The organism is Streptomyces sp. NPDC049577 (genome assembly GCF_040675635.1).
Lineage (GTDB): Bacteria > Actinomycetota > Actinomycetes > Streptomycetales > Streptomycetaceae > Streptomyces.
The window spans coordinates 1-21,302 of the sequence record NZ_JBFAPH010000001.1 but is presented as its reverse complement, the minus strand read 5'-3'; the positions used below and the strand labels follow the sequence as shown (position 1 = coordinate 21,302).

The window sequence follows — 21,302 nt, the reverse complement described above, 5'->3', positions numbered from 1 at the left end:
GGGCGTGGTACTCGTGCGCCCCCGCGTCCTCACGCCCGCGCGAAGGCGGGTGCGTGCTCCGGGCGTATGCCGACTCCGCCCAGGTACGCCGCCACGGTACGCAGCGGCGGCACCCGGCGCAGCACCCGGTACGGCAGGGGCAGACGGCCGGGGACGAGCGTGCCGGCGAGGGCCGGGCGCAGCAGTACCTCGTGCTCGCCCAGCTGGATCCGCTGGGCGAGAGCCATCGGCAGCCGGCGCCGCCGCTGCACCCGCGCGAGGTCCTGTACGCGCACCGTGCCGCGCCGCAGGGGCTCCGCGAGGATGCGCGCCGCGGCGACGGCGTCCTGGATGGCGAGGTTGACGCCCACGCCGCCGACGGGCGACATGGTGTGGGCCGCGTCGCCGATGCACAGCAGCCCCGGCCGGTACCAGCGGGGGAGCCGGCCCATCGAGACCTCCAGCAGTTTGACGTCGTCCCAGGAGCCGATCGCGTCCGTCGTCCCGGCGTCCCAGCCGAAGAGGGCGCCCAGCCGGTCCCGGAACCACTGGATGTCGTGGGCGCGCAGCTCGCGGTCGCGGCCCTTCGCGAAGAGGTAGGAGGTCTGGAAGTAGTCTCCGCGGTCCATGGTGACGGCCACCTGGCCGCCGCCGACCCGGCCGAAGACCCTGCCGTCCCCGGGCCCGGCGCCGGTGTCCGGCACCGGCACGCGGACCTGCCAGACGTCCATCGGCACGTCGAACTGCTGCTGCCGCAGCCCGGCCTGCCGGCAGACGAGCGAGTCCCGTCCGTCGCAGGCGACGATCAGGTCCGCTTCGATCTCGCCGTGCGTGCCCTGCTCGTCGGTGTACCGGACGCCCGTCACCCGGCCGTCCTCGGTGAGCAGACCGGTGACGGGGGTGGACATCCGCAGAGTGAAGGAAGGTTCCTGCGCGGCGGCGCCCGCGAGCAGGTCGAGGAAATCCCACTGCGGGACCATCGCCATGTACTTGTACGGGCCGGGGATGCGCCGCAGGTCGGCGGCGAGGACGCTGGTGCCCTCGATGTGCATCCGCATCTGGTCCATCCTGCTGTGCGGAAGCCGTGCGAAACGCTCGCTCAGGCCCAGCTCGTCCAGCAGCCGCAGGGTGGACGGGTGCACGGTGTCCCCGCGGAAGTCGCGCAGGAAGTCCCGGTGCTTCTCCAGGACCGTCACCTCGATCCCGGCCCTGGCCAGCAGCAGCCCGAGCATCATGCCCGCCGGTCCGCCGCCCACCACACAGCACGTCGTGCGTTCCATCGTCGCCCCGCCCTCCCGGTCCCGACCGGCCCCGTCGACCAAGCATGTCTGACCGGTCGGTCAGTAATCTAACCGATCGGTCAGGCGGACCCAAGGGGCGACCCCCGCGCCGCGTTCGTGCGGTGCTACTCCGGGTGGTGTTCGGGCCCGCCGTACTCCGGGCTGGTGTAGTCGGGGCTGGTGAAGCGGGGGCGCGTGGGCGAAGGGTCGCGCTCGGGAACGGAGAAGCCCGGGCGCGTGTAGCCGAGCTGGGGCGTGCGGCCGAGCCCCTCGCGCTGCCCGCCGGCGTACGACCGGGGCGGCGTGGCCGCCGGGGCGCTCGCGAGGGCCTCGCGGAGGAAGGGCAGGATGCCCCGCTCCAGCAGCGCCTGACGCCACGCCTCGCGGGCCCGGTCGGCCTGCCGCGCGGCCGGGTCGCCGTCCGGCGCGGGGTCGGCGCCCCGGCCGTTGCGCAGGGCGGTGAGCAGTATGCCGGTCGTGGCGATGAGCACTCCGGCAGCGGTGAGGCCGCCGAACCACCAGCCGACGGCGATCATGGGGCCGGCCACGGACTCGTCCGAGCCGACGGTCCGCATGGCGTAGCCGATGATGAGGAAGAGCAGCGCGGCGATTCCGGCGAGCACGGGCGCCAGCACGACGAGGACCGCGCCGGCGCCCGCTCCCGGGGCCTCGGGGGCGTACCCGGAAGGGGCGGATTCCGGGCCGGGCGCCGCACCGTGATCCGGTTCGCCGCCCTCCGGTCCCGGCCGGACCGCGGCGGACCGGGCGCGCAGTTCCTCGCGCGCCTCGACGTAGTTCCGGTATTCCGTCATCGCGCAGGAGGAGATGGCGGTCATGGCCCCGATGGCCATGGTGCGCAACTGTTCGGTGTTGAGCCGCTTTCCTATCGCGGCGGCGAGTTCCGGGTCATGGTTCGCGGCACGCAACGCCTGGTCGAGGACCCGCTCGAATTCCGGGCGGTCTTCGGCCAGCAGGTGCGGAGCGCTGTTCATGTGCATCCCCCGATGCTCCGTAGGGCCTCGGTGCCGGCCGGTGCCGGCGGTGGGCGGAAACGGAGGAGAGCCTGCTACGGATAAGCCGATGGTAGAGCGGTACCGGCGCGAGGTGACAGTGTGTTTCCCGAATTACCCCGCGCCGGTGGAACTCGTCATCTGCCCGGCGTACGCGCCCGCGAATCCTCAGCCGGCCAGCGGAAGTTGCACCACCAGCAGTTTTCCGGCCATGGTGACGCCGCCGTCCATGGCCAGCGCCAGGCCGTCGGCGTACAGGTGCGGCCCGTCGACGGCCGGCGCGCCGTCCTCGCCGTCGGCGTCCTCGGTGCCGACCTCGCCCAGCAGATAGGGGATCGGGCTGTGACCGTGCACGATGCGGCTGCCGCCGTAGGTGCGCAGCAGTTCGCCGGCGGCCAGCGGGCCCGCCTCGTCGTCACGGAAGGCGAAGCGCTTGGTGAACTTGCGGAACAGGTCCCAGCACTCGTCCGGGTCGTTGCGCTGGAGGGCCTCGGTGACCGCGTCGTTGACGGCCTCGATGGAGTCGCCGTAGTCGAGGTAGGCCGTGGTGTCGGAGTGCAGGAGGAGGTGCCCGTCCTCCTCGGCGATCGCGTCGAGCCGGGACATCCACTGCAGGTGGTGGTCCTCCAGGCGCTCCATGTCGGTGCGCTGCCCGCCGTTGAGCAGCCAGGCCGCCTGGAAGGAGGCGGTTCCGGCGCCGGAGTTGACGGGCGTGTCGGCGAACCGCTTGGCGCCGATCAGCAGCAGCTCGTGGTTGCCCATGAGCGCCTTGCAGTAGCCGCCGGCCGCCGCCGCCTCGGCGGACAGCCGCATGACCAGGTCGATGACGCCCACGCCGTCCGGGCCGCGGTCGGTGAAATCGCCGAGGAACCACAGTCGGGCGTTGCCGGCCGACCAGTGGCCGTCGGCGTCGATCAGGCCTTGCGCGGCGAGCGCCTCGTGCAGCTCGTCGAGGTAGCCGTGGACGTCGCCGACGACGTACAGCGGCCCGGGGCCGGAGGGCAGCGGCTGGGCCTGGGGCTGCGGCTGGGGCGCGGAGACCGGGGTGAGCTCGACGGTCGGCACGTCGGCCGGGGCGCTCGTGCGCGCGATGACCGGCAGGTCCCGGGCGGTGGGCGTGTAGCCCTCGGGGTAGTCCGCGGGCGGCTCGGCGGGCGGCGCGGACCGGCCGTATCCGGGCATGCCGGGCACGGGGGAGTGCGCCGCGTACCCGGAGAAGGGCGGCATCGCCGCCGCGGTCCCTGCCGCAGGTCCCTGACCGGCCCCCTGAGTCATCGACCCCTCCACCATCGCGCCGCCGTGCACCTTGTGGACCTTGCCTGGTCGCCGGCGGTCCGCAGTGTCGTGCGCCCATCATAGGAATGACCGTCGCGGCTTGTGACGCACCAGGGGCCGTGAATCGGGGAAGGAGACAGGGATCGCCTGTCTTTTCTCCCCAAATGTAACGATAAATGCGCCGGTGGCGGCGGCGTGCCGGGGGCGGCGGCGACCGCCGGGCACGGACCCGTGATTTCCCCCTGAGCCGGAAGCGCGACGCGCGGGGTTGACGGGCGGGGGCCGCCGGGCCCGCCGGGTCAGCCGGTGGCCGGGCCGCGCGGGGCGCTCACGGAGGTGCGCGGGGGGCGTCGCTCGGACGAGGTGCGCACGATCAGCTCCGTCGGTATCACCTGCTCCACCGGGCGGCCGGTGTCCAGCCCCTCGATGGCGTCGATCAGCAGCTGGACAACCGCCGTGCCGATGCGGCGCGGCTTGAGCGACAGCGTGGTGATCGGCGGTTCGGTCGTCGCGTAGACCGTCGACTCGGAGCAGCAGACCAGCAGCAGGTCGTCCGGGACGCGCAGCCCGTAGCGGCGGGCGGCCGCGAGCAGATCGGTGCCGTTCGGGTCGAAGAGCCCGTAGACCGCGTCCGGCCGGTCGGGCCGGGCGAGCAGCCGGTCGGCGGCCACGGCTCCGGCGCAGGGGTCGTACGCGGGGTACGCCTCGTACACCGGGTCCTGGCCGACGCGCTCGCACCAGCCGAGGTAGGCGTGGGTGGACAGCCGGGTGTACGTGTCCGTGGTGGTGCCGGTGAGCAGGCCGATCCGCCGGGCGCCGGCCGCGGCGAGGTGGTCGAGGATGCCCAGCACGGCGGCCTCGTGGTCGTTGTCGACCCAGGCGGTGACCGGCAGGCTGCCGGCCGGGCGGCCGTCGGAGACCACGGGGATGCCCTGGCGGACCAGGTCGGAGACGACCGGGTCGTGGTCGGAGGGGTCGATGACGACTGTGCCGTCGAGGGCCACGTTGGACCACACGTCGTGCCGGGACGTCGCCGGGAGGATGACGAGGGCGTAGCCGCGGGCCAGTGCGGCGGAGGTGGCGGCCCTGGCCATCTCGGCGAAGTAGGCGAACTCGGTGAAGGTGAAAGGTTCATCCCCGTACGTGGTCACGGTCAGGCCGATGAGCCCGGACTTGCCCGTGCGGAGGGTGCGGGCGGCGGCCGACGGGCGGTAGCCCAGCCGGTCGGCGACCTCGCGGACGTGGCGGCGGGTCGCGTCCGGTAGCCGGCCCTTGCCGTTGAGCGCGTCGGAGACGGTCGTGATCGAGACGCCCGCGGCCGCGGCGACGTCCCGGATGCCCGCCCGTCCCTGCCGGTTGCCCCGGCGGGCGGTCTCGGCCCGGCTCACCTGGTGCTTCCCTGCTGCTGTCATGGCGAGCCGATAGTAGGGCTCGGTTGGTCCAGCGGCCGGGAGCCGCGGAGAGCGGTTGACAGGCACGTTTCTGCGCTGGCCAGCCTGCCAATGATCATGGAATCACAGGTAGTTGGCACGGTCTGCGGCGGGCCGTCCGGCTCCGGCCTCTCCGCGCCTCATGAATGGTCCAGGTCTCGAAGAGGTCTCAACTCACCTTCACGGGCGATGCGCGCCACGGCGCTCGCCACGGCGCGCGAAGACAGAGGGAGCGCCCTTCTCACTCTGGACGCCGCCCGGGGCAATCCTCATAAGGTGTGCAGTATTCATGTCCCATCCAGGAGGACCCGCGGTGACCGAGAAGACCCCGAAGCTGCGCCCCGCTCTCGAGAGCGTTCCTACCTACAAGCCGGGCAGGCCGGCCGCCGAGGGCGGCCCGGTCGCGTACAAGCTGTCCTCCAACGAGAACCCCTATCCGCCGCTGCCGGGTGTCCTGGAGAGTGCCGTCACGGCCGCGGGCTCCTTCAACCGCTACCCGGACATGGCCTGCGCGGGACTGATGGCCGAGCTGGCCGAGCGCTTCGACGTGCCGCTGACCCATCTCGCCACGGGCACCGGCTCGGTCGGCGTCGCCCAGCAGTTGGTGCAGGCGACGGCGGAGGCCGGTGACGAGGTCATGTACGCCTGGCGCTCCTTCGAGGCGTACCCGATCATCACCCAGGTCTCCGGGGCCACCCCCGTGCAGGTCCCGCTGACCTCCGGCGAGGTGCACGACCTGGACGCGATGCTCGCCGCGATCACCGACCGGACCCGGCTGATCTTCGTCTGCAACCCCAACAACCCCACCGGTACGGTCGTGCGCCGGGCCGAGCTGGAGTCCTTCCTGGACCGGGTGCCCTCGGACGTGCTGGTCGTGCTGGACGAGGCGTACCGCGAGTTCATCCGCGATCCCGAGGTGCCGGACGGCATCGAGCTCTACCGCGACCGGCCGAACGTCTGCGTGCTGCGCACCTTCTCCAAGGCGTACGGGCTGGCCGGCCTGCGGGTCGGCTTCGCGGTGGCGCACGAGCCGGTGGCGGCGGCGCTGCGCAAGACGGCCGTGCCGTTCGGGGTGAGCCAGGTCGCGCAGGACGCGGCGGTCGCCTCGCTGCGCAGCGAGAAGGCGCTGGCCGAGCGGGTGGACGCGCTGGTGGCCGAGCGGACCCGGGTGGCCGGGGGCCTGGCCGCGCAGGGCTGGACGGTGCCGGAGACGCAGGCCAACTTCGTCTGGCTGCGGCTGGGGGAGCGCACGGTGGACTTCGCGGCCGCGTGCGAGCGCGCCGGCGTGATCGTCCGGCCGTTCCCGGGCGAGGGTGTCCGGGTGACGATCGGCGAGACCGAGGCGAACGACCTCTTCCTTCGGGCGGCGGAGGAGTTCCGCAAGGAGCTGTGACACTGCCGGAGGCCTGCCGGAGATCTGACGGAGACCTGCCGCCGAAGCGACGGCCTGGACGCCGGGTGCCCCTTCCGGGGTGCCCGGCGTTCGCGTTTTCCGGTCCGGCGGGGCGAGGTGACGGAGAGGCACCCCCCGCATGACTGTCCGAAAACCCCGTGTGCCATCATGGCTTGTGAATGTGAACGCGTTCACAAGCTCGCTTTGATGTCCTGCTTTATCTGGGTCATACACGGGCAAACGCGGCGACGCGGGTGACGCGACAGGCAAAGGAGGACCGGATGGATCTGGCTCTGGCACCGGAGACGCTGGCGCGCTGGCAATTCGGCATCACCACCGTCTACCACTTCCTCTTCGTCCCCCTGACGATCAGCCTCGCCGCGATCACCGCCGGCCTGGAGACCGCGTGGGTGCGCACCGGCAAGGCCACGTACTTCCACGCCACCAAGTTCTGGGGGAAGCTCTTCCTCATCAACATCGCGATGGGCGTGGTCACCGGCATCGTGCAGGAGTTCCAGTTCGGCATGAACTGGTCGGACTACTCGCGCTTCGTCGGTGACGTCTTCGGCGCGCCGCTCGCGATGGAGGCGCTGCTGGCCTTCTTCTTCGAGTCCACCTTCATCGGCCTGTGGATCTTCGGGTGGGACCGGCTGCCGAAGAAGCTGCACTGCGCCTGCATCTGGATCGTCGCGGTGGGCACCGTGCTCTCCTCGTACTTCATCCTGGCCGCCAACTCCTGGATGCAGCACCCCGTCGGCTACACCGTCGACGAGGCGACCGGCAAGGCCCGGCTCACCGACATCTGGGCCGTGCTGACGCAGAACACCACCCTGGTCGTCGTCTTCCACACCCTCACCGCCGCGTTCCTCACCGGTGCCGCCTTCGTCGTCGGCATCGCCTCCTTCCACCTCTGGCGCGCCAAGCGGCGGAGCCTGCGGGGCGAGGAGAGCACCGAGAAGCAGCGCCACCAGATCGGCGCCATGCGCGCCTCGCTCCGCGTGGGCCTGGTCGTCGCGGTGATCGCCGGTCTCGGCACGGCGATCAGCGGCGACTCGCTCGGCAAGGTGATGTTCGAGCAGCAGCCCATGAAGATGGCCGCCGCCGAGGCCCTGTGGGACACCCAGGCACCGGCGCCCTTCTCGGTGTTCGCGGTCGGCGACGTGAGCAAGGGCCACAACAGCGTCGAGATCGAGGTCCCGGGCATCCTGTCCTTCCTCGCGCACAGCAACTTCACCGAGGCCGTGCCCGGCATCAACGACGTCGCACGACAGGAGGCCGACCGCTACGGCGGCAAGCCCGAGGACTACGTCCCCAGCATCTTCATGACCTTCTGGGGCTTCCGCCTCATGATCGGCTTCGGCATGACCTCGTTCGTCGCCGGCATCGTCGGCCTGTGGACCACGCGCAGGAAGCGCTGGCTCGACCCGCGCTTCCGGACCGGCGAGCACGAGGTGCCGAGGCTGATGCTGACGCGCACCCGCGAGCTGAGCCCCTTCCTCACCGCCTGGTCCTGGCGCATCGGCATCCTCACCATGGGCTTCCCGCTCATCGCCAACTCGTTCGGCTGGATCTTCACCGAGATGGGCCGTCAGCCCTGGGCGGTCTACGGGCTGATGAAGACCGGTGCGGCGGTCTCGCCCGGAGTGGGCCAGGGCGAGGTCCTCATCTCCATGGGCGTCTTCACGCTGCTCTACGCGGTGCTGGCGGTGGTCGAGGTGAAGCTGCTGGTCAAGTACGCCAAGGCCGGCCCGGACACCGACGAGCTGCCGCCCGCGAGGGACCCCCGGCTCCGGCTGCCCTCGGGCCGCGACGGCGACGGACCCGCCCGGCCGGCCGGCGACCCCCGGGACACCGGGGACGCCGAGGACGCCGACAAGCCGCTGACCTTCGCGTACTGACGCGGCGGACGGAACGGAGACACCCCCCATGCACCTCCACGACTTCTGGTTCGTGCTGATCGCCTTCCTGTGGACGGGCTACTTCTTCCTGGAGGGCTTCGACTTCGGCATCGGCGTCCTGACCGGGGCACTGGCCCGGGACCGCGTCGAACGCCGGGTGCTGATCAATACGATCGGCCCGGTCTGGGACGGTAACGAGGTCTGGCTGATCACCGCGGCCGGCGCCACCTTCGCCGCCTTCCCCGACTGGTACGCCACGCTCTTCAGCGGCTTCTACCTGCCCATGCTGGCCGTCCTCGTCTGCCTGATCCTCCGCGGCGTCGCCTTCGAGTACCGCCACAAGCGGCCCGAGGAGCGCTGGCAGCGCTCCTGGGAGCGGGTCATCTTCTGGTGCTCGCTGCTGCCCGCCTTCCTGTGGGGCCTGATCTTCGCGAACATGGTGCGCGGCGTGCCGATCGGGCCGGACAAGAACGTCACCGGCGACGTACTCGACCTGCTGGGGCCGTACGCCCTGCTGGGCGGCGTGTGCGCGGTCGTCCTCTTCACCTTCCACGGCGCGGTCTTCGCCTCCCTCAAGACCGCCGGTGACATCCGGCACCGGGCCAGGACCTTCGCCGGCCGGAGCGGACCGGTCGCCGCCGTGCTCCTCGGCGGGTTCCTGGCCTGGACGCAGGTCCACTCCGGCAACGGGCGCAGCCTGATCGCCCTCGCCGTCGCCGTGGCGGCCCTCGCCGGGGCGTGGGTCCTCGTCCGGGCCGGCCGGGAGGGCTGGGCGTTCACCCTCTCGGGGGCGGCGGTCGCGGCGGCCTTCGCGATGCTCTTCCTCGCGCTCTTCCCCGACGTCATGCCCTCCTCGTCGAACCCCGCGTGGAGCCTCACCGCCGCCGACGCCGCCTCCAGTCCCTACACCCTGAAGATCACCACCTGGGTCGCCTGCGCGATGCTGCCCGTCGTCATGGGCTACCAGGCGTGGACCTACTGGGTGTTCCGCAAGCGGATAGGCACCCGCCACATCCCCGCCTCCCACTGAGGGCCGGACACCATGAAGCCCGTCGACCCCCGCCTGCTGCGGTACGCCGCCGCGACCCGTCTCTTCCTGGCCGCTTCCGTGGGCCTCGGGCTGGCGGGGGCCGGCCTCGTCGTCGCCCAGGCGATGCTGATCGCCGAGATCGTCACCGGGGCCTTCCGGGACGGCCGCGGCACGGATGCCCTCGCCCTGCCGCTGACGCTGCTCGGCGCGACGGCCGTGGGCCGGGCCCTGGTCTCCTGGCTGACCGAACTGGCCGCACACCGGGCGAGCGCGGCGGTGAAGTCCGGGCTGCGCACGCGGCTGCTCGCGCACGCGGCACGGCTGGGCCCCGCCGCCCGTCCGGGCACCGGCGAGCTGACCACCCTGGCCACGCGCGGGATCGACGCGCTGGACGGCTACTTCGCCCGCTACCTGCCCCAGCTGGGGCTCGCGGTCGTGGTGCCCGTCGTCGTCCTGGCCCGTATTGTCACCGCCGACTGGGTCTCGGCGCTGGTCGTCGTGCTCACGCTGCCGCTCATCCCCCTCTTCATGGTCCTCATCGGCTGGGCCACCCAGTCCCGGACGGACCGGCAGTGGCGCCTGCTGTCCCGGCTCTCCGGGCACTTCCTGGACGTCGTGGCCGGGCTGCCCACGCTCAAGGTCTTCGGACGGGCCAAGGCCCAGGCCCGCTCCATCCGGGCGATCACCGCCGACTACCGGCGGGCCACGCTGCGCACCCTGCGCATCGCCTTCCTCTCCTCCTTCGCCCTGGAACTGCTGGCCACGCTGTCGGTCGCGCTCGTGGCGGTCGGCATCGGCATGCGGCTCGTGCACGGCGAACTCGACCTGTACACCGGGCTGATGGTGCTGGTCCTGGCGCCGGAGGCGTATCTGCCGCTGCGGCAGGTCGGCGCGCAGTACCACGCGGCGGCGGAGGGCCTCGCGGCCGCCGACGAGGTCTTCGCGGTGCTGGAGACGGAGCCGGACCCGGCGGGCGCGGCTCCCGCCCCCGACGCGCGGCACGCCGCGCTGACCGTGGACCGCCTGGTGGTGCGCCACCCCGGGCGGGCGGAACCCGCGCTGGACGGGCTGTCGTTCGAGGTGCGGCCCGGGGAGACCGTCGCCGTGGCGGGGCCCAGCGGAGCGGGCAAGTCGACCCTGCTGAGCGCCCTGCTGGGCTTCGCCCGGCCCGCGGGCGGCCGGGTGCTGATCGGCGGTACGGACCTGTCATCGCTCTCCCCCGAAAGCTGGCGGAACCAGGTGGCCTGGGTTCCGCAACGACCTCATCTGTTCGCCGGCACCGTTGCCGAGAACGTCCGGCTCGCGCGCCCGGACGCCACGGACGCGCAGCTGCGGGACGCCCTGCGGGCGGCCGGTGCACTCGAGTTCGTCTCCATGCTGCCCCAGGGCACTGACACTCGCCTCGGCGAGGACGGCGCCGGTCTGTCGGCAGGTCAGCGCCAACGCCTCGCGCTGGCCCGCGCGTTCCTCGCGGACCGGCCGGTGCTGCTGATGGACGAGCCGACGGCGGGGCTGGACGCCGGCACGGAGGCGTCCGTGGTGGAGGCGGTGCGCCGGCTGGCGGCGGGCAGGACGGTGGTCCTGGTCACGCACCGCCCGGCGCTGCTGGCGGTCGCGGACCGGACGGTGCGGGTGGGACTGGCGGTATCGCCCGGCGACGCACCGGTTGAACCGGAACGACGGGTATCGGCCACGCGGGCCTCGGTGGCTGCCGATGACGTTGTGGGTAACGAGTGGGCGGGTGGGCGAACCCCCGCGCGAAGCGCGGGGCCCCTGACCCGAGTCCGAGCGGCAGCTCGACCGTACCGAGCCCGACTGGCCCTGTCCCTGCTGCTGGGCGCCCTGGCCCTCGGCAGCGCGACAGCGCTGATGGCCACCTCCGGCTGGCTCATCTCCCGCGCGTCCCAGCAGCCTCCGGTGCTCTATCTGATGGTCGCGGTCACCGCGACCCGGGCGTTCGGGATGGGCCGCTCCGTCTTCCGTTACGCCGAACGTCTCGTCTCGCACGACGCCGTGCTGCGCGTCCTGGCCGACCTGCGGGTCACCGTCTACCGCCGGCTGGAGCGGCTCGCGCCGGCCGGGCTGCGGGAGGCCCGGCGCGGGGACCTGCTCTCCCGGCTCGTCGCCGACGTCGACGTGTTGCAGGACTACTTCCTGCGCTGGCTGCTGCCCGTCGGCACGGCCGTGATCGTGGGCGCGGCGTCCGTCGGCTTCACGGCCTGGCTGCTGCCGGAGGCGGGTGCCGTGCTCGCCGCCGGTCTGCTGGCGGCCGGTGCCGGTGCGGCGCTGCTGTCCGGGGCGGTGGCCCGGCGGGCCGAGCGGCGGCTGGCGCCCGCGCGCGGCGAGCTGTCCGCGCAGGTGGTCGGTCTGCTGGCCGGCACGGCGGAGCTGACCGTCGCGGGCGCCCTGCCGGCCCGGCTGGAACGGCTGCGCCGCGCGGACGGCACGCTCACCCGTATCGCCCGCCGCGCCGCCGCGGCGACGGCGCTCGGCGCCGGGCTCTCCGCGCTCGCCTGTGGCCTGACCGTGGCCGGCGCCGCCTGGACGGGCGTACAGGCCGTGCACGCCGGACGGCTGGGCGGGGTGTGGCTGGCGGTCGTCGTGCTCGTCCCGCTGGCCGCGTTCGAGGCGGTGGCCGGGTTGCCGCTCGCCGTGCAGTACCGCCAGCGCGTACGCCGTTCGGCGGAGCGCGTGTACGAGGTGCTGGACGCGCCCGAACCCGTGCGTGACGGTACGGAGCCCGCGCCCGGTTCGCCCTTCCCGCTGTCGCTGTCCGGAGTGACCGCGCGGCACGCGGGACAGACGGAAGCGGCCTTGGCGGGTTTCGATCTGGAGCTCCGGGCGGGCCGCCGGGTGGCCGTCGTGGGGCGGTCCGGCGCGGGCAAGACCACGCTCGCGCACGTGCTGCTGCGCTTCCTGGACATGGAGTCCGGTACGTACACGCTCGCCGGCCGGGACGCCGCCCGGATGGACGGCGACGCGGTGCGCCGGCTGGTGGGGCTGTGCGCCCAGGACGCGCACATCTTCGACAGCTCGCTGCGGGAGAACCTGCGGCTCGCGCGTCCCGGTGCGAGCGACGGCGAACTGCGCGACGCGCTGCGTGCCGCACGGTTGCTGGAGTGGGTGGACACCCTGCCGGACGGTCTCGACACGCCGGTCGGTGAGCACGGAGCGAGCGTCTCGGGCGGCCAGCGGCAGCGGCTCGCGCTCGCCCGGGCGCTGCTCGCGGACTTCCCCGTCCTCGTCCTGGACGAGCCCGCCGAGCATCTCGACCTCGCGACTGCCGACGCGCTGACCGCCGACCTGCTGGCGGCGACGGAGGGACGGACGAGCGTACTGATCACGCACCGGCTGGCCGGACTGGAGGCCGTCGACGAGGTGATCGTGCTGGAGCGGGGGCGCGCGGTGCAGCGCGGTCCGTACGAGGAGCTGGAGCGGGCGGAGGGACCGTTCCGCCGGCTGCTGGAGCTGGAGCGGGCGAGTGAAGCGTTTGCTCCTGCCGGTGAGGACCCGGGGCACGTCGACACCGCCCAGGTGGCGCTTTCCATGGCAAATGGGACTTATTAGGCTCTTGGCATGGCAGCCTCGGCAGAACCCACCGGCCCGCGGGACGCCGCGGCTCCTGAGGGACGCGCGGTGCCGCCGGATGCGCTGGACGTCGCCACCGAGGCCACCCGGAGCTTCCAGGGGCTGTCCACCGAGCTGACCGCACGCGTGCCGCAGCTGCTGGAGGCGATGCGGTCCGTCGGCACCGGCCTGGAGCTGCACACGACGCTCGACCGGATCACCAAGACGGCCGCCGAGCTGGCCGACGCGACCTACGCGGCCCTCGGCGTGATCGACTCCACCGGTGAGGGGCTCGCCGACTTCATCACGTACGGGGTCAGCGAGGAGGAGCACGAGCGCATCGGCGCGCTGCCCTCCGGGCGCCACGGGCTGCTGGGTGCGCTGATCCACCAGCCGGCGCCGGTCGTACTGGCCGATCTGTCGGCCGATCCGCGCGCCTGCGGCTTCCCCCCGGGGCATCCGCCGATGCGCGGCTTCCTGGGCGTCCCGATCCGTGTGGAGGGCGAGATCTTCGGCAATCTCTACCTCACCGAGAAACGCGGCGGCGGTGAGTTCAGCGTCGCGGACCTGCACATGGTGAAGATCCTCGCGACGGAGGCGGGCATCGCGATCGGCAACGCGCGGGTGCACGAGGAGGGCCTCCAGCGGGCACGCTGGATCGACGGCTCGGTGGCCGTCACCACCGCCCTGCTCTCCGGGAGCGATGCCGAGGACGCGCTGTCGGTCGTCGCCGAACAGGCTCGCCGGCTGGCCGTTTCGGCGGCCGGCATCGTGCTGCTGCCCGACAAGGAGGGCGGGCTGGAGATGGTCGCCGTCTCCGCCGACGATCCCGCCGGACTGCTCGGCACGGTCATGCCGCCCGGCAGTCCGGTCGTCTCCCAACTGCTGGCCGGCGAGCCGGTCTTCGTCGACGACTGCGCCACCGATCCCCGCATGGTCACCGAGGCCGCTCCGCGCTTCGGCCCGAGCATGCTGCTGCCGCTCAAGAGCGGCGACCGGGTGCTCGGCACGCTCGCCACGCCGCGGCGGCGCGGCGCGCGCAAGTTCACCGCCGCAGAGCGCCGGCTGGCCGGCCAGTTCGCCGCACAGGCCGCGCTCGCGCTCGTCCTCGCCGAGGCGCAGCAGAACCGGGAGCGGCTCGCCGTCCTGGAGGACCGCGACCGGATCGCACGCGATCTGCACGACCTGGTCATCCAGCGGCTGTTCGCCACCGGGCTGGTGCTGGAGAGCGCGCAGCGCAAGGCCGTCGTGCCGGAGGTGCGGACGAAGGTCGGGCAGGCGGTGGACGAACTGGACGTGACCATCCAGGAGATCCGGACGGCCATCTTCGCCCTGCAGCAGGGCCCCGGGGAGGCGCCAGCCGGGCTGCGGACGCGCGTCCTGCGGGAGATCGGCACGGCCGCCGTGCCCCTGGGCTTCCAGCCGTCCGCGACCTTCGTCGGACCGGTCGACGCGAAGGTCGGTGAACGGACCGGGAAGAACCTCGTCGCCGCGCTGCGCGAAGCGCTCTCCAACGCGTTCCGGCACGCGCGGGCGACCCGGATCGAGGTCGTCGTGGACGCGACCGTCACCCTGCCGGACGGGCGGGAGGCCGTCCGGCTGACCGTCGCCGACGACGGCGTGGGCATCCCGGAGGGCGGCCGCCGCAGCGGCCTGCGCAACCTCGCCAAGCGTGCCGAGTCGCTCGGCGGCTCCAGCTCGTACGGGCCCGGCATCGGCACCGACGGCGGGGGCACGCGGGTGGTGTGGGAGGCACCGGTCTAGTCCGTGCCTGGTCGTGCCTGTCTGCCTGTCGTGCCTGTCTGCCTGTCCCCGCCTGTCCCCGCCTGTCCGTGCCTGTCCGCCTGTCCGTGCCTGTCCGCCTGTCCGTGCCTCCCGCCGGCACGGTCCGCACTGTCTCACGGCCGTCCCACAGGGCCGGGCGGCGGCGTGTCGTCCTCCGAACGGACCTCTGCGGAAGCGACCGGCCGGACCGCGAGCCAAGATCGCGACCATGCGACGCCCGTTTCGTCCGTACCGGCTGGGCAGGGCCGGCTCCGCCGCCGCCCTGTGTGCGCTGTGCGTGGTCCTCGCCCCGCTGCCCGGGCCCGGACAGCCGGCCGCCGTACGGGCTCCCGGACGGCTCGCCCGGCTGAGTTCGGAGGTGTACCGGCTGTCGCGGGAGACGAGCCGGTTGCGGTCGCAGTACGACCACAGCGTGCGGGCGGCGCAGGAGGAACGCCTGCGCGCCGACCGGCTGGAGACGGAACTGCGCGGACAGCGAGTCCTCTCGTCCGCGCTGCACGAGGACGCCGGCGCCGCCGCCCGCGCGCAGTACCGCACCGGCGGCTTCACCGCCCGCGGCAGCGACGAGGCTGCCGCCGACCCGGTCGAGCTGCTGGACCTCCAGTCGGCCGACAGCAGCCGCAGGGACCGGCTGGGGCGGATGCTGGAGTCGTACGACCGCAGGGGCCGGATCCTGGCGTTCGAGAAGGAGACGGCCATCGCCGCCCGGCTCGCCCTGGACGACGACGTGGCCCGTCTGCGCGACGAACGACTCCTGCTGGAGAGACGGCTGGAGCAGGCGCGCGGTGAGCTGAACGTCACGGCCGCGACGGCCGTCGGCCGAGGACGCTGTCCGACCACCGACGCCGCCGCCGTACGGGCCCAGGACGACTCCGTGGCGGAGCCGCGGGACGAGCGGCCGGGTGGCGTCTGGACCCGCCCGGTCGAGGGCTACGAACTGTCGGCCGGCTTCGGCGGCGCCGGCGCCAAATGGGCGGGCAGGCACACCGGACAGGACTTCGCCGTCCCCACGGGGACGCCCGTACGCGCTGTCGGCCCGGGCACGGTGGTGTCGACCGGGTGCGGCGGCGCCTTCGGGATGAGCGTCGTGGTGCGGCACGACGACGGCTGGTACTCGCAGTACGCGCATCTGTCCGCACCGTTCGTGCAGCCCGGACAGCGCGTACAGACGGCCGAGTGGCTCGGCCTGTCCGGCACGACCGGGAACTCCACCGGTCCCCACCTGCACTTCGAGATCCGCAGGACACCTGAGTTCGGCAGCGCGGTCGAACCGGTGGGCTGGCTGCGCAGGCACGGCGTACGGCTCTAGGACATCCAGAGCGCGCCCGCCGTGCCGGTGGTGCGGTGCTGCGCCGTGCCGGGCCTCGCGTCCTGGCGGTGCGGCTAGCGGACCGCGCGCAGCAGCTGCTCGATGACCGCGGCGACGCCGTCGTCGTTGTTGGCGGCCGTGCGGCGCGTGGTGGCGGCCAGCACCTCGGGGTGCGCGTTGGCCATCGCGTACGAGGTGCCCGCCCAGGAGAGCATCTCCAGGTCATTGGGCATGTCCCCGAAGGCCACGACCTCCTCCGGCGAGATGCCGCGCTCCGCGCAGCAGCGGGCCAGCGTGCTCGCCTTGCTGACGCCCAGGCCGCTGATCTCCAGCAGCGCGGTCGGGCTGGAGCGGGTGAACGAACCGTGCGCGCCGCCCGCCGTGCGGGCCAGGGCCAGGAACTCGTCCGGTCCGAGCACGTCGTGGAAGGCCAGCAGCTTGATGACCGGGTCCCGGTGGCCGTCCTGGGACAGCAGCTCCTCCGCGGGGGCGACCATGGCGACGGGGTCGCTCTCGAACGGCGGGTAGTGCGGCTCGTAGTGCATGCCGGTGGTGCGCTCGACGGCGAACGAGGTCCCGGGCGCGGCCGCGCGCAGCGCGTGCACGACGGCCAGGGCGGAGGAGGTCTCCAGCGGGCGGACCTCCAGCAGGCGTCCGCCGTCGTGCAGGTCGACCACCACGGCGCCGTTGGCGCAGATGGCCAGCCCGTGGCCGTGCACGTGGTCGGCGACGACGTCCATCCAGCGGGCCGGGCGCCCGGTGACGAAGAAGACCTCGATGCCCGCCTCCTCGGCGGCGGCCAGGGCCGCGACGGTGCGGTCGGAGACCGTCTTGTCGTCACGCAGCAGGGTGCCGTCGAGGTCGGTGGCGATCAGCCGCGGAACGGCGGCTGACCGGCGCGGGGCCGGGGTCTCGGGCTGCTCGGTAGCTGAAGTCACGGCTCCCATTGTCGGCGACGGGCCGCCCGGTAGCGCACAGGAGTGCGATACCGGACGGCATCAGGCTGCTTTCCGCCAGGTCAGGCCCGTGGTTTTCGTCACCCGGCGACCGTGGTGACGCGATCGCCGGAGGCGGCCCGTAGGCTCGGTCCCATGCGACTGAGCACCGTGATCCTTCCCGACCGCCGCTGGTCCGAGGGCGGCCGGGAGTCCTGGCAGCGCGCCGAGGAGCTGGGCTTCCACGCCGCCTACACCTACGACCACCTGTCCTGGCGCTCCTTCCGGGACGGGCCGTGGTTCGGCGCGATACCGACCCTGACGGCGGCCGCCTGCGCGACCTCCCGGCTGCGCCTGGGCACCCTCGTGACCTCCCCGAACTTCCGGCACCCGGTGACGCTCGCCAAGGAGCTCATCTCCCTGGACGACGTCTCGGGCGGCCGTATCACCCTGGGCATCGGCGCCGGCGGCTCCGGCTTCGACGCCACGGCGCTGCTGCCGGCCGGGCAGGAGCCCTGGACGCCGCGCGAGCGCGCCGACCACTTCGCCGAATTCGTGCCGCTGCTGGACCGGCTGCTCACGCAGGACGTCGTCTCGCACGACGGCGAGCGCTACTCCGCCACCGAGGTGCGCAACATCCCCGGCTGTGTGCAGCGCCCCCGGCTGCCCTTCGCCGTCGCCGCCACCGGGCCGCGCGGGCTGCGTCTCGCCGCGCGGTACGGCCAGGCGTGGGTGACCACCGGCGACCCGAAGATCGCCGAGACCGGCACCCCGGCCCAGTCCCGGGCGGCCATCGCCGGACAGATCGAGAAGCTCGGCAAGGCCTGCGCGGAAGCCGACCGGGACGTCGCAGAGCTGGACAAGATCCTGCTCACCGGCTTCTGCCCGGAGCGGCCGCTGGAGTCCTTCGACGCCTTCGTCGAGTTCGCCGGCGCCCACGCCGAGCTGGGCATCGACGAGATCGTCATCCACTGGCCGATCGCCGACTCGATCTTCGCCGCCGACATGGCCGTCTTCGAGAAGATCGCCACAGAGGCGCTCGCGCAGCTCGGCTGAGCCCTTCCCCTCCGGGGGAGGGGCGCGGGTCCTCCGTGCGCGGTCCTCCGTGCGCGGTCCTCCGTGCGCGGTCCTCCGCGCGAGGGTCGGAAGAGGGAGAATCGGGGCAGAGGTACTCACCGAGGGGCGTTCCGCGAGGGCGTGAAGCCTTGGAGGTTCCCATGCCAGGCAGCCGATTCTCCCCCGACCGGGGGCTGACCAGCCGCATGGTCGGCACGATGTTCCTCATCGGGCTGCTCTATGTGGTGTTCGTCGGGGTGCTGGTGGCCCTGCTGCGCGGGGCCTGGCCGATCATCTTGATCGTGGCGGGCAGTCTGTTCGTCGCCCAGTTCTGGTTCAGCGACCGTATCGCCGCCTACGGCATGGGCGCCCGTGAGGTCACCCCGGAGCAGGCGCCCGAGTTGCACGGCGTCGTCGACCGGGTGTGCGCGCTCGCCGACATGCCCAAGCCCCGGGTGGCGATCGCCGACACCGACGTGCCGAACGCCTTCGCCACCGGCCGCAACCGCGAGAACGCGCTGGTCTGCGCGACCACCGGGCTGCTGCGCAGGCTGGAGCCCGAGGAACTCGAGGGTGTGCTCGCGCACGAGCTCTCGCACGTCGCCCACCGCGACGTGGCGGTGATGACCATCGCCTCCTTCCTGGGCGTCCTGGCCGGGATGGTCACCCGGATCGGTCTGTGGGGCGGCCTGCGCCGGGTCGGCGGGCGGGACACCAACACGGCCATCGTGATGATCCTCGTTCCGCTGGTCAGTGCCGTCGTCTACGCCATCAGCTTCCTGCTGACCCGGATGCTGTCCCGCTATCGCGAGCTGTCCGCCGACCGGACGGCCGCGCTGCTGACGGGCCGGCCCTCGGCGCTGGCGGCCGCCCTGACCAAGGTGACCGGGGAGATGGCCCGGATCCCCACCCGCGACCTGCGACAGGCCGAGCCGTTCAACGCCTTCTACTTCGCGCCCGCCTTCTCCCGGGAGAGCGTGAGCCGGCTGCTGTCGTCGCATCCGACGCTGGAGCAGCGGCTTGACCAACTCGCCCGGATCTCTGCTCAGTTGGGTGCCGTCTGACGGCCTTGTCCGGCAGTCGTGTCCGGCGGCAATGCCTGACGGCCCGGCCGGACCAGTGAGGAGGAGTGGACGCCTGTGGGTTTCCTGGACGTCATCCTGGGTCGCAGCAAGCCGGTGCGGCCCGACCTCGACCGGCTCTTCGCCCTGCCGTCGGCCGCCGTGACGCTGGAGGCGGGGGCCGGATTCACCCCCACCGGACGGGGGTCGGTCTGCTTCGCGAGCGTCGAGGGCGGCGCCTTCGACCGCCTCCAGCGGGACGTGCGGGAACTGCTCGACGCCGATACGGGGCGCGGCGGGATGCCCGTGGAGTTCAGCCGGGACGGCTACGGCTACACCTGGCTGCTCGCCCGGCAGTCCGCGGGTCCCGCCGGCGCGGTGGACCTGGTCAACGATCTGCACGCGGTCAACACCCTGCTGGAGGACGGCGGCTTCGGCCCCCAGCTGCTGTGCTCGCTGATGGGCTTCCGGGACGCGGGGCAACGCTCGCTCGCCCTCGTCTACCTCTACAAGCGCGGCAGCTTCTACCCCTTCGCCCCGGCGCCGGGCGGGACCGACAAGCGGGACAACGAGCTGGAACTGCGGGTGCGCGCACTGCTGGAGGGCGACCTGCCGATCGAGCGGGACCTGAGCCGCTGGTTCCCCGTCTGGGGTGCGCCAGGGCTGTGATCAGCGGGTGCGGCGGCTCAGCCAGGGGGTCATGCCGCCGGCGTGGGCCATGCTGATGACCTCCTTGTAGGTGACGTCGCCGGGCAGGGACACGATCAGCCGGGCGAAAGGCGGGTACCAGGTGGTCTTCACCCGGGCCCGGCCCGCGAGGACGGCGTCCAGGAACGCCGGTGCGTGCCCGGCGGGCACGTCGTAGAACTCGACACCCTCCACGGTGATCTTGGTGTCGCCCTCGGAGAAGACCTGTATCTCGACCACAGGCGACCCCGGGATGTCGACCACGGCCTCGTGCGGCAGCGAGCCGTCGTCGTCCAGCACCGCGAACGCCCCGGACGAGGTACGGCGTCCGGACTGGTCGGCGCCGATGGCGTGCTCGACGCACGCCTCGCGGCCGTGCCGTGCGGCGACCTCACGCAGGGCGGTGACGGTTGCTTCGGTGCTGGGGAACGGCGGCTGGTCCATACCACCTGATCATGCCGTAGGGGCGGGGCGGGCGACCCAGGGGCTTTCGCCCCCCTGCCGTCCTCAGCCGTCCTCCAGCCGTTCTCAGTCATCCTCAGCCGTCCTCAGCCGTTCTCAGTCGTCCTCGGATCCGCTGCCCTGCCGCTCCTTGATCTGCTCGGCGGCCCAGCGGGCCCACTCCTCGTGGGTCGCGGTGGAGCGCAGCCCGTACTCGAGGGCGAGGCGGCCGTAGACCGCGAGGGGATCGTCGTCCCACTCGATCGACTCCTCCAGCTTCTTCAGCGCGGCGTACCGGCCGGCGGCGCGCTCGGCCTCGGTGGTCAGGTAGGCGAGGGCCTCCACCGGGGTGAGGAGGTTGAGGAAGAAGACCCGCAGCAGGGTGTCGCTGCGGCGTATCCGTTCGGGCTCGGTCTCGATGAGCCAATGACGCAGCTCGGCGAGGCCCTCCTCGGTGATCGCATATTCCTTGCGGCCGCGAGGGCCCTCGGACGACACCTCCAGCAGGCCCGCCTTGGAAAGCTTCGCGAGCTCGCCGTAGACCTGGCTCTGGGTGGCCGGCCAGACGTTGGCCAATGAGGTCTCGAACCGCTTCATCAGGTCGTAGCCGCTGGCCGGCCGCTCGGCGAGCAGGCCCAGCATCGCGTTTCTCAGGCTCATGTCTCCACCTTACCTTCCACCATTGACACGTCAAGGCTGGACCTTCTACCTTTGACGTGTCAGAGTTGGAATGTCGGCGGGGGTCAACGGGGCCAGGCCGCATCGGCTGAGGAGAGAAGTCATGAGCTACCTGCGCGGTTTCCTGCCCTGGATCGCCTTCGCCGTCGTGTCCACGGCCGGCTGGCAGTGGGGGGCGGTCATCGCCCTCGTCGTCGGTCTCGCACTGCTCGTCCAGGACCGCAAGGCGGGGGTCCCGGCCGAGTCGCTGATCCTCGAGGGCAGCACCGTCGTCTTCTTCGTCGTGCTGACCGCTCTCGCCTTCGCCCTTCCGCACAGTGGCCTGCGGAACTACAGTGGCGCGCTCGCGCTGGGGTGGCTCGCCGTGACCGCCTGGGCCACGGTCGTCATAGGCCGGCCCTTCACCACTGGGATCGCCAAGCGTCAGGCGCCGAAGGAGGTGTGGCACACCAAGGTCTTCCGCCGCATCAACGTCGTGATCACCTCGG

General features: G+C 72.7%; 17 protein-coding genes. 10 read left to right on the top strand and 7 right to left on the bottom strand.

The genetic code is table 11. The features are described 5' to 3' along the window. Window positions 1-29: 29 nt before the first annotated feature. The 4 genes from AB0K09_RS00085 to AB0K09_RS00070 all read right to left on the bottom strand — a co-directional run bounded on the left by AB0K09_RS00085 (window position 30) and on the right by AB0K09_RS00070 (window position 4,956). Window positions 30-1,259 (bottom strand): FAD-dependent oxidoreductase, encoded by a 1,230-nt coding sequence (locus AB0K09_RS00085; protein WP_366062873.1) that lies wholly within the window; start codon window positions 1,257-1,259, stop codon window positions 30-32. 125 nt (window positions 1,260-1,384) lie between these two features. Further along, a complete protein-coding gene (locus AB0K09_RS00080; RefSeq protein WP_366062872.1) occupies window positions 1,385-2,257 on the bottom strand; it encodes a hypothetical protein in 873 nt (290 codons plus the stop codon). Window positions 2,258-2,437: 180 nt separating this feature from the next. After that, on the bottom strand, window positions 2,438-3,559 hold the full coding sequence (locus AB0K09_RS00075; RefSeq protein WP_366062934.1) for a metallophosphoesterase: 1,122 nt from the start codon (window positions 3,557-3,559) through the stop codon (window positions 2,438-2,440). Window positions 3,560-3,843: 284 nt separating this feature from the next. Then, the gene (locus AB0K09_RS00070) at window positions 3,844-4,956 is read right to left on the bottom strand and encodes a LacI family DNA-binding transcriptional regulator (RefSeq protein ID WP_366062871.1); all 1,113 of its coding nucleotides are present in this window, start codon (window positions 4,954-4,956) and stop codon (window positions 3,844-3,846) included. A gap of 331 nt (window positions 4,957-5,287) precedes the next feature. On the opposite strand from AB0K09_RS00070, the gene hisC reads away from it, so the two are divergent. The 6 genes from hisC (at window position 5,288) to AB0K09_RS00040 (ending at window position 15,956) form a co-directional block, all read left to right on the top strand. Then, the gene (gene hisC, locus AB0K09_RS00065) at window positions 5,288-6,367 is read left to right on the top strand and encodes a histidinol-phosphate transaminase (RefSeq protein WP_366062870.1); all 1,080 of its coding nucleotides are present in this window, start codon (window positions 5,288-5,290) and stop codon (window positions 6,365-6,367) included. Window positions 6,368-6,648: 281 nt separating this feature from the next. Further along, window positions 6,649-8,265, top strand: coding sequence for a cytochrome ubiquinol oxidase subunit I (locus AB0K09_RS00060; RefSeq protein WP_366062869.1), 1,617 nt, complete (start codon window positions 6,649-6,651; stop codon window positions 8,263-8,265). Window positions 8,266-8,293: 28 nt separating this feature from the next. Then, the gene (cydB, locus tag AB0K09_RS00055; RefSeq protein WP_366062868.1) at window positions 8,294-9,295 is read left to right on the top strand and encodes a cytochrome d ubiquinol oxidase subunit II; all 1,002 of its coding nucleotides are present in this window, start codon (window positions 8,294-8,296) and stop codon (window positions 9,293-9,295) included. A 12-nt stretch (window positions 9,296-9,307) separates the two neighbouring features. Beyond that, the gene (gene cydD / locus AB0K09_RS00050; RefSeq protein WP_366062867.1) at window positions 9,308-12,862 is read left to right on the top strand and encodes a thiol reductant ABC exporter subunit CydD; all 3,555 of its coding nucleotides are present in this window, start codon (window positions 9,308-9,310) and stop codon (window positions 12,860-12,862) included. Window positions 12,863-12,946: 84 nt separating this feature from the next. Next, window positions 12,947-14,626, top strand: coding sequence for a GAF domain-containing protein (locus tag AB0K09_RS00045; protein ID WP_366062933.1), 1,680 nt, complete (start codon window positions 12,947-12,949; stop codon window positions 14,624-14,626). A 229-nt stretch (window positions 14,627-14,855) separates the two neighbouring features. Continuing rightward, entirely contained in the window at window positions 14,856-15,956 is a 1,101-nt protein-coding gene (locus AB0K09_RS00040; protein WP_366062866.1) for a M23 family metallopeptidase, read from the top strand. Between the two features lie 74 nt (window positions 15,957-16,030). On the opposite strand, the gene AB0K09_RS00035 is transcribed toward AB0K09_RS00040, so the two are convergent. Further along, window positions 16,031-16,903 (bottom strand): Cof-type HAD-IIB family hydrolase, encoded by an 873-nt coding sequence (locus AB0K09_RS00035; protein WP_366062865.1) that lies wholly within the window; start codon window positions 16,901-16,903, stop codon window positions 16,031-16,033. 144 nt (window positions 16,904-17,047) lie between these two features. On the opposite strand from AB0K09_RS00035, the gene AB0K09_RS00030 reads away from it, so the two are divergent. From AB0K09_RS00030 to AB0K09_RS00020, 3 genes are all read left to right on the top strand, one after another. Continuing rightward, the gene (locus AB0K09_RS00030; RefSeq protein WP_366062864.1) at window positions 17,048-17,947 is read left to right on the top strand and encodes an LLM class flavin-dependent oxidoreductase; all 900 of its coding nucleotides are present in this window, start codon (window positions 17,048-17,050) and stop codon (window positions 17,945-17,947) included. A 161-nt stretch (window positions 17,948-18,108) separates the two neighbouring features. Continuing rightward, window positions 18,109-19,011: a zinc metalloprotease HtpX gene (htpX, locus tag AB0K09_RS00025; protein ID WP_366062863.1), complete on the top strand. Its 903-nt coding sequence runs from the start codon at window positions 18,109-18,111 to the stop codon at window positions 19,009-19,011. A gap of 75 nt (window positions 19,012-19,086) precedes the next feature. Continuing rightward, window positions 19,087-19,677 (top strand): hypothetical protein, encoded by a 591-nt coding sequence (locus tag AB0K09_RS00020; protein WP_366062862.1) that lies wholly within the window; start codon window positions 19,087-19,089, stop codon window positions 19,675-19,677. Here the strand turns inward: AB0K09_RS00020 and AB0K09_RS00015 are convergent, their stop codons facing one another. Next, window positions 19,678-20,139 carry a hypothetical protein gene (locus tag AB0K09_RS00015; protein ID WP_366062861.1) on the bottom strand — a complete coding sequence of 154 codons (462 nt, stop codon included), beginning with the start codon at window positions 20,137-20,139 and terminating at the stop codon, window positions 19,678-19,680. Window positions 20,140-20,253: 114 nt separating this feature from the next. Next, window positions 20,254-20,796, bottom strand: a complete 543-nt coding sequence (locus AB0K09_RS00010; protein WP_366062860.1) for a PadR family transcriptional regulator — start codon at window positions 20,794-20,796, stop codon at window positions 20,254-20,256. A gap of 121 nt (window positions 20,797-20,917) precedes the next feature. On the opposite strand from AB0K09_RS00010, the gene AB0K09_RS00005 reads away from it, so the two are divergent. Then, on the top strand, window positions 20,918-21,302 hold a 385-nt coding region (locus AB0K09_RS00005; RefSeq protein ID WP_366062859.1), incomplete at its 3' end, for a hypothetical protein.

Coding starts and splice junctions, on each gene's coding strand:
- AB0K09_RS00070 (WP_366062871.1), bottom strand. CDS start 4,956: ATGACAGCAGCAGGGAAGCACCAGGTGAGCCGGGCCGAGACCGCCCGC.
- cydD (WP_366062867.1), top strand. CDS start 9,308: ATGAAGCCCGTCGACCCCCGCCTGCTGCGGTACGCCGCCGCGACCCGT.
- AB0K09_RS00085 (WP_366062873.1), bottom strand. CDS start 1,259: ATGGAACGCACGACGTGCTGTGTGGTGGGCGGCGGACCGGCGGGCATG.
- cydB (WP_366062868.1), top strand. CDS start 8,294: ATGCACCTCCACGACTTCTGGTTCGTGCTGATCGCCTTCCTGTGGACG.
- AB0K09_RS00080 (WP_366062872.1), bottom strand. CDS start 2,257: ATGCACATGAACAGCGCTCCGCACCTGCTGGCCGAAGACCGCCCGGAA.
- AB0K09_RS00030 (WP_366062864.1), top strand. CDS start 17,048: ATGCGACTGAGCACCGTGATCCTTCCCGACCGCCGCTGGTCCGAGGGC.
- AB0K09_RS00040 (WP_366062866.1), top strand. CDS start 14,856: ATGCGACGCCCGTTTCGTCCGTACCGGCTGGGCAGGGCCGGCTCCGCC.
- AB0K09_RS00035 (WP_366062865.1), bottom strand. CDS start 16,903: ATGGGAGCCGTGACTTCAGCTACCGAGCAGCCCGAGACCCCGGCCCCG.
- AB0K09_RS00015 (WP_366062861.1), bottom strand. CDS start 20,139: ATGGACCAGCCGCCGTTCCCCAGCACCGAAGCAACCGTCACCGCCCTG.
- AB0K09_RS00075 (WP_366062934.1), bottom strand. CDS start 3,559: ATGGTGGAGGGGTCGATGACTCAGGGGGCCGGTCAGGGACCTGCGGCA.
- htpX (WP_366062863.1), top strand. CDS start 18,109: ATGCCAGGCAGCCGATTCTCCCCCGACCGGGGGCTGACCAGCCGCATG.
- AB0K09_RS00010 (WP_366062860.1), bottom strand. CDS start 20,796: ATGAGCCTGAGAAACGCGATGCTGGGCCTGCTCGCCGAGCGGCCGGCC.
- AB0K09_RS00060 (WP_366062869.1), top strand. CDS start 6,649: ATGGATCTGGCTCTGGCACCGGAGACGCTGGCGCGCTGGCAATTCGGC.